The organism is Modicisalibacter radicis, assembly GCF_900961225.1.
Lineage (GTDB): Bacteria > Pseudomonadota > Gammaproteobacteria > Pseudomonadales > Halomonadaceae > Modicisalibacter.
Genome location: NZ_CAAHFN010000074.1, coordinates 22,951 through 29,597, shown reverse-complemented (window position 1 = coordinate 29,597; position 6,647 = coordinate 22,951). Strand labels below are relative to the sequence as shown.

The window sequence follows — 6,647 nt, the reverse complement described above, 5'->3', positions numbered from 1 at the left end:
AAGCCCGAAGCCCGAAGCCCGAAGCCCGGAGCCCGAAGCCCGAAGCCCGAAGCCCGAAGCCCGAAGCCCGAAGCCCGAAGCCGCTCTTCACAGCGCCCCGAACCTGGCGCTCGAAGCCCGAAGCTCGTAGCTGTTTCTAAGGAGTCCCCTTGACCGATTTCGTAACCGACGACATCCGCAAGCGCCTCGTCGAGGGCATCCACGAGACCGGCGAGACGGTGCTGGCCATCTACCGGCGCGACTTCGAGGTGGCAACCAAGAGCGACGACAGCCCGCTGACCGAGGCCGACATGGCCTCGCACCATGCGCTGGTGGCGCTGCTGGAAGCGCTGACGCCCGGCGTGCCGATCCTCTCCGAGGAATCCGGCGACATTCCCTATACCACGCGCCGCGACTGGCAACGCTACTGGCTGATCGATCCGCTGGACGGCACCAAGGAATTCATCAAGAAAAGCGGCGAGTTCACTCTCAACGTGGCGCTGGTCGAGTCGGGCGTGCCGGTGTTCGGCGTCGTGCACGCCCCTGTGGTCGGCGAGGGCGGCACCACCTGGTTCGGGCAAGTGGGCGAGGGCGCCTGGAAGCAGCAGGGCGATGCAGCGCCGGAGGCCATTCAGGTGCGCCGCCTGCCCGATCCCGCGCAGGCCGTCTGGAAGGTCGTCGGCAGCCGCTCCCACGGCGTCGCCGAGTTCGAGGCATTCTGCCATCACCTGCCGGCCAACGAGCGCGTTTCCATGGGCAGCTCGCTCAAGCTCTGCCTGGTCGCCGAGGGCGAAGCGGACCTCTACCCACGGCTCGCGCCCACCTGCGAATGGGACACCGCCGCCGCCCAGGCCGTGGTCACCGCCGCCGGCGGCCAGGTGCTGGATGTCGAAACGCTCGAGCCGCTGCGCTGCAACCGGCAGGAAAGCGTGCTCAATCCCTTCTTCATCGTCTGCGGCCAACGCGACGAGCGCTGGGAGCGTGCGCTTCGCCTAAGCCTGGGGCTAGGCAAGGAAAAGGGAGGAGATCTTCAACTGAAGACGCTGCCGTACGAGACCCGGGACCACGACAGCAAGGCCGACGTGATCTGGAATCGCACCAGTGTGACACCGTCGATGCGTTCCGGCATCAAGGGTCATGGGGGCAGGTGCATCTGGTTCACGGGCCTTTCCGGCGCCGGCAAGTCGACGCTAGCCAATGCCCTGGAAGTGGAGCTCAACCAGCGTGGTTATCACACCATGCTGCTGGACGGTGACAACCTTCGGCACGGGCTGTGCAAGGACCTGGGGATGAGCGAAGCCGACCGTACCGAGAACATCCGCCGGATCGGCGAAGTTGCCCGCTTGTTCGTCGAAACCGGCACCATCGTTGTTACCGCCTTCATCTCGCCGTTTCAGAAAGACCGCGACACCGTGCGCGCCCTGTTCGACGAGGGCGATTTCATCGAGGTATATCTTTCGACGCCACTTGCGGAATGCGAAAAGCGAGACCCCAAGGGCCTCTATCAGAAGGCGCGCGCGGGGAAGATCAAGAACTTCACTGGAATTGACAGTCCTTACGAGCTGCCCGAGAACCCCGAGGTCAGCCACGATCCGACGAAGCAGGACGTCGCGGTGTTCTTCGCAGCCATTTTTGAACGGCTGGATAAAAAAAACTAGGAGAGTCATGTGGTTGTGTGCTGCCGAATGGCGGCTGTCCATTCGGTGCATGGCCCTGCCCCTGGGCCCGCCATTCCCATCGCTGCAGACCAGGTGACCGAGCCGATGCTCGGTGCCGTGCACGCCCCGCGGGTCGCCGCCACCCGCGAGACCCGATTGACCGAATAGCCGCATTCCCAGCCAGTTAATCGGGGCGCCGCTTTCGTCGTCTCGAACTATTCTACGACCTCTCATGATGCCGGCCAGATTCTGGTATCCTTAGCGCCCGGTCGGTCCGGGCCCGGACGCCTGCCGACGTTACACCCTCTGTTCTTCGTCCTATAGCGAGCGATTGCATGGCCACCCAGAAAGAAGCCACCGATCTGCAGCGCGCCCTGAAGGTGTGTCGCGGGTCATTCTTCTCGGTGGGGTTTTTCAGCATGTTCATCAACTTATTGATGCTGGTGCCCCCCTTGTACATGTTGCAGGTCTACGATCGGGTGATCAGTTCGCGCAGCGAAGAAACCCTGTTCATGCTGACGCTGGTGGTGGTGTTCCTGTTCATGGTCATGGGGGGGCTGGAGCTGGTGCGCTCGCGGATCCTGATTCGTGTCGGCAACCGTCTGGACAAGCTGGTCAACGAGCGTCTCTACAGCGCGATGTTCCGGCGCAGCGTGCTGACCCAGGGCAAGCAGACCGCACAGCCGCTGAGCGATCTGACCAACCTGCGGCAGTTTCTCACCGGCAACGGCCTGTTCGCCTTCTTCGACGCGCCCTGGGTGCCGATCTACCTGGCGGTGCTCTATCTCTTTCATCCCTGGCTGGGCTTTTTCGCCACCGCGGCCGGTATCATCCTGCTGGTGCTGGCGATTGCCAACGAAAAAGCCACCAAGACACTGCTGGCCGATGCCAACAACGATCATATCAAGTCCCAGGATCTGGCCAACTCCAACCTGCGCAACTCCGAAGTGCTGCACGCCATGGGCATGTTGCCCGGCATCATGGGGCGCTGGGCCGGCAAACATCACGAATTTCTCTCCAAACAGTCGCAGGCCAGCGACCGCGCAGGCGCTTTGACCAACGCTTCCAAGGTGCTGCGCATGCTGTTCCAGTCGCTGATCCTCGGCCTCGGTGCACTGCTGGTGCTCGAAGGCGAGATGACCCCGGGCATGATGATCGCCGGCTCGATACTGATGGGCCGGGCGCTGGCGCCGATCGACCAGATGATCGGTAGTTGGAAGGGCTTCGTCAGTTCGCGCAGCGCCTATCACCGCCTGAACGAGCTGCTCGAACAGATTCCTGACGAGCAGCGCCGTATGTCGCTGCCCGCGCCGCGTGGCGACATCGCCATCGAGAGCGTTGCCGCCGCGCCGCCAGGCGTGCGCATGGCGACGATCCGCGGCATCAACTTCAGCGTCGCCAAGGGCGAGCATATCGGCATCATCGGCCCCAGCGCCGCCGGCAAGTCGACCCTGGCGCGGGTGCTGCTGGGCATCTGGCCCTCGCAGGTCGGCACGGTACGTCTCGACGGCGCCGATATCGTCCAGTGGAACCGTGATGAACTCGGTCCGCACATCGGCTATCTGCCCCAGGACATCGAGCTGTTCGACGGCACCATCAGCGAGAACATCGCTCGTTTCGGCGAGGTCGACGCCGAAAAGGTGGTCGCCGCCGCCAGGAAGGCCGGGGTGCACGAGATGATCCTGCAATTGCCCAATGGGTACGACACCTACATCAATGCCGCCAGCGGGGCACTCTCCGGTGGTCAGCGCCAGCGCGTGGGGCTGGCCCGTGCGTTGTATGGCGACCCGGTGCTGGTGGTGCTCGACGAGCCCAACTCGAACCTCGACGACAGCGGCGAGCGCGCGCTGGGCGAATCGATCAAGCAGCTCAAGAGCGAAGGCGTCACGCTGTTCGTGATCAGCCACCGAAATAGCGTACTCAAGCACGTCGACAAGTTGCTCGTACTCAAGGAAGGCCAGGTCAGCATGTTCGGCCCGCGCGATCAGGTCCTGGCCCAGTTCGCCAAGACGCCGGCGCAGAAGGGCAACAATGCCTTGGGTCGGTCGAATACCGGCCGACTCACCGCCGTTCAGGGGGCGAGCACCTCCGGCAATTCCGACCAGCCGCAATCCCGGGAGCATGAGTGACATGGCAGGCGATAATCATCGCAGTATCGACATCACGCCGCCTCGGCAGCTGACCTCCGACGATGCGGCGCCGGCCAGTTCGCTTCCCACCAGCGACAAGCGCTATCGGCGTCTTGGGCTGGCGATTCTGCTGGTGGCCTTTGGCGGCTTCGGTGGCTGGGCGGCAACCGCCGATCTGGCCGTATCGGTGGTGGCGCCGGGGTCGGTGTCGGTCGAGTCGTTCAAGAAGACCATCCAGCATCTGGAAGGGGGCATCGTCGACGAGATCAACGTCGAGGATGGCGACCACGTCGACGCCGGCGATACCCTGCTGGTGATCGACAAGACCCAGGCGAGTTCGCAGCTCGAGATCTCGCGCTCCCAGTACCTGATCAACCGTGCCGCCGAGATCCGTCTGCTCGCCGAGCAGGAGGGCGCCGAGTCGTTGACCTTCCCCGATGAACTGCTCAACAGCGATGCCCAGCGCGTCAAGGAAGTGCTGGCCGTCCAGCGCGCGCTGTTCCAGGCGCGTCGCGGCGCGCTCGAGGGCACTCTCAGCGCCCTCGACGAGCAGATGGCCCAGATGCGCGAGCAGATCGACGGCCTGCAGGGCATGATCGAGGTAAACCAGTCACGCATGGCCTCGCTCAGGGAAGAGGCCGAGGACTACCGCTCGCTGTTCAAGGAGGGGCTGGGCGACAACCAGCGCCTGCGCGAGCTGGAGCGTCAGGTCATGCAGTTCAAGGGCGAGATCGCCCAGAATCGCTCCAAGATCGCCGAGCTCAAGTCGCAGATCAGCGAAAACAAGGTGCAGAAGCAGGTCAAGATCCAGGAATTCCAGAAGGAGATCGGCGAGCAGTTGCGCGAGGCCCAGGCCAACATTGCCGATGCCGAGGAGCGCATCACCGCGCTCAGCGATCAGGTCAAGCGCACCACGGTGACCGCGCCGGTGACTGGCACCGTGGTCGGCTTGAAAGTTCATACCGTCGGCGCGGTAATCAAGCCCGGCGATCCGATCATGGAGATCGTACCGTCCGGTGATAATTTCGTCGTCGAGGCGCGCGTTCCCGATCGCGACATCGACAACATCTTCCCCGGCCAGTACGCCGAGATCCGCTTCAGCGCCTTCAACCAGCGGCTGTCCAACGTCATCGACGGCGAAGTGATCAATGTCAGCGCCGACTCCTTCGAGGACGAAGCCACCGGGGCCAAGTATTACAAGGCACGGGTCAAGGTGACCGAGGAGGGCAAGCGCGAAATGACCGAGAACATGCAATTGCTAGCTGGCATGCCCGCCGAGGTGATGATCCGCACCGGCGAGCGCACCTTCGCCAGCTACATGACCAAGCCGATCACCGACATGCTGGCGCGCGCCATGCGGGAGGAATGAGCATGGGACAGGACCGCATGCTTTGGATGATGCTCCCCGGCCTGCTGCTGGTAGCGCAGGTGTTCTCGCCGCTGGCTCTGGCCCAGGCGACGTCAGCGCTCGACGAGATCGATACCGGCTTGCCGGCCATGAGCGGCCAGCCCGCGCAAGGTGCGCGCGCCCCAGACGAGGACAGTGTGTTCGCGGCCAGCAACGAGCCGCTGCCCTCGCTGCCGCGGCTGTTTGCTCTAGCGCTTGAGAATGACGCCGACCTGGCCAGCCAACGCTACGATGCCGAGGCTACCGCGCAGCAGGTGCCCATGGCTCAAGCGGGGCTCAAGCCGCAAATATCGGCCAGTGCCGGCTATGTATACCAGGAGTCGGACAACTACTATACCGATAACCCATCCTACAACCCCGACAACGAGCTCAGCGGCGCCAGCGACGACTACGAGGCGCGCTATCAGGGCGTTACCCGCGACGAGACCTGGCAGGTCCAGCTTTCGCAGCCACTGTTCAGCCTCGAGCGCTGGCGCAAGGTCGACAAGGCCGAGGCGCAGAGCGAAGCGGCACAATTAAAAGTGGCGGTGGGTGAACGCGATCTGGCGCTCCAGGTCGCCGAAGCCTATCTCGATGCCTTTCTCGCCTCGCGCAAGCTCGGCCTGCTCGATTCCAAGCAGGAATCGCTGAACCTGCAGGTCAAGCAGGCCCAACGCGCCTACGATCTAGGGGTCGGCGATCGTATCAACCTGCTCGAGTCGCAATCGCGGCTCGACCAGGCGGTAGCCGATGCCGTGCGTGCCGAGAACGAGCTCAACAATGCACTGAGTTCGCTGGAGCGCCTGACCGGAGAACTGCCGCGATTCGGAGGCTCCAACTTGGGTGATCTGAGTGGATTGACGCTGCCGGGCGGCTGGGTCGAAGCCGATCCCTGGCTCGAGCGTACCGTCAACAATGTCGAAGTCGCGCTCGGCAAGCAACAGATGGCAATCGCCAAGGCCGATACCAGCGTGCGTCGCGCCGGGCATTATCCCGAGCTCAACCTCAACCTTTCCTACTCGGACCGTGCCTCCAACGATCCCTACCGGGAAAGCGAGGATGCCTCGGCCAGCCTGCGCCTGAACGTGCCCATCTATCAGGGCGGCTACACCAGTGCCAGCGTCAGGCAGGGCGAGCTGACCCAACAGGCCACCCAGGCCGGCTACACCAACGCCCTCAACCTGGCCCGCCAAGAGGTGCGACAGCGACTGCGCAGCCTGAGGGGCGACGAGCGCCAGATCGAAGCGCTCAAGCGCTCCATCGAATCCAGCAACCTGTTCCTGCAGGCCGCCGAGAAGGGGGAACAGCTGGGGCTGCGCGATCTGGTCGACGTGCTCGATGCCCGCGCCGATCTGTACGATCTGCGTATCCAGTTCGTCGAGGTCGTGCGTCAATACTTGCTCGACCGGTTAAATCTCCAAGCAGCCGTCGGCGACCTGGGTACGCAGGATCTCGTCGATACCATGGCGCTGCTGTCTCGCGTTACCGGTTAAA

At 63.7% G+C, this 6,647-nt stretch carries 4 protein-coding genes; all 4 read left to right on the top strand.

Features of this window, described 5'->3' with window-relative positions; genetic code table 11:
- Window positions 1–149 precede the first annotated feature (149 nt).
- The 4 genes from cysQ (at window position 150) to HR9077_RS13815 (ending at window position 6,646) form a co-directional block, all read left to right on the top strand.
- Complete coding sequence (cysQ, locus tag HR9077_RS22390; protein ID WP_348532930.1) at window positions 150–1,637, top strand: 3'(2'),5'-bisphosphate nucleotidase CysQ; 1,488 nt, start codon at window positions 150–152, stop codon at window positions 1,635–1,637.
- 335 nt (window positions 1,638–1,972) lie between these two features.
- Window positions 1,973–3,766: a type I secretion system permease/ATPase gene (locus HR9077_RS13825; RefSeq protein WP_136067586.1), complete on the top strand. Its 1,794-nt coding sequence runs from the start codon at window positions 1,973–1,975 to the stop codon at window positions 3,764–3,766.
- A gap of 1 nt (window position 3,767) precedes the next feature.
- Complete coding sequence (locus HR9077_RS13820; RefSeq protein ID WP_136067585.1) at window positions 3,768–5,135, top strand: HlyD family type I secretion periplasmic adaptor subunit; 1,368 nt, start codon at window positions 3,768–3,770, stop codon at window positions 5,133–5,135.
- Window positions 5,136–5,137: 2 nt separating this feature from the next.
- On the top strand, window positions 5,138–6,646 hold the full coding sequence (locus HR9077_RS13815; protein ID WP_244613242.1) for a TolC family outer membrane protein: 1,509 nt from the start codon (window positions 5,138–5,140) through the stop codon (window positions 6,644–6,646).
- Window position 6,647 lies beyond the last annotated feature (1 nt).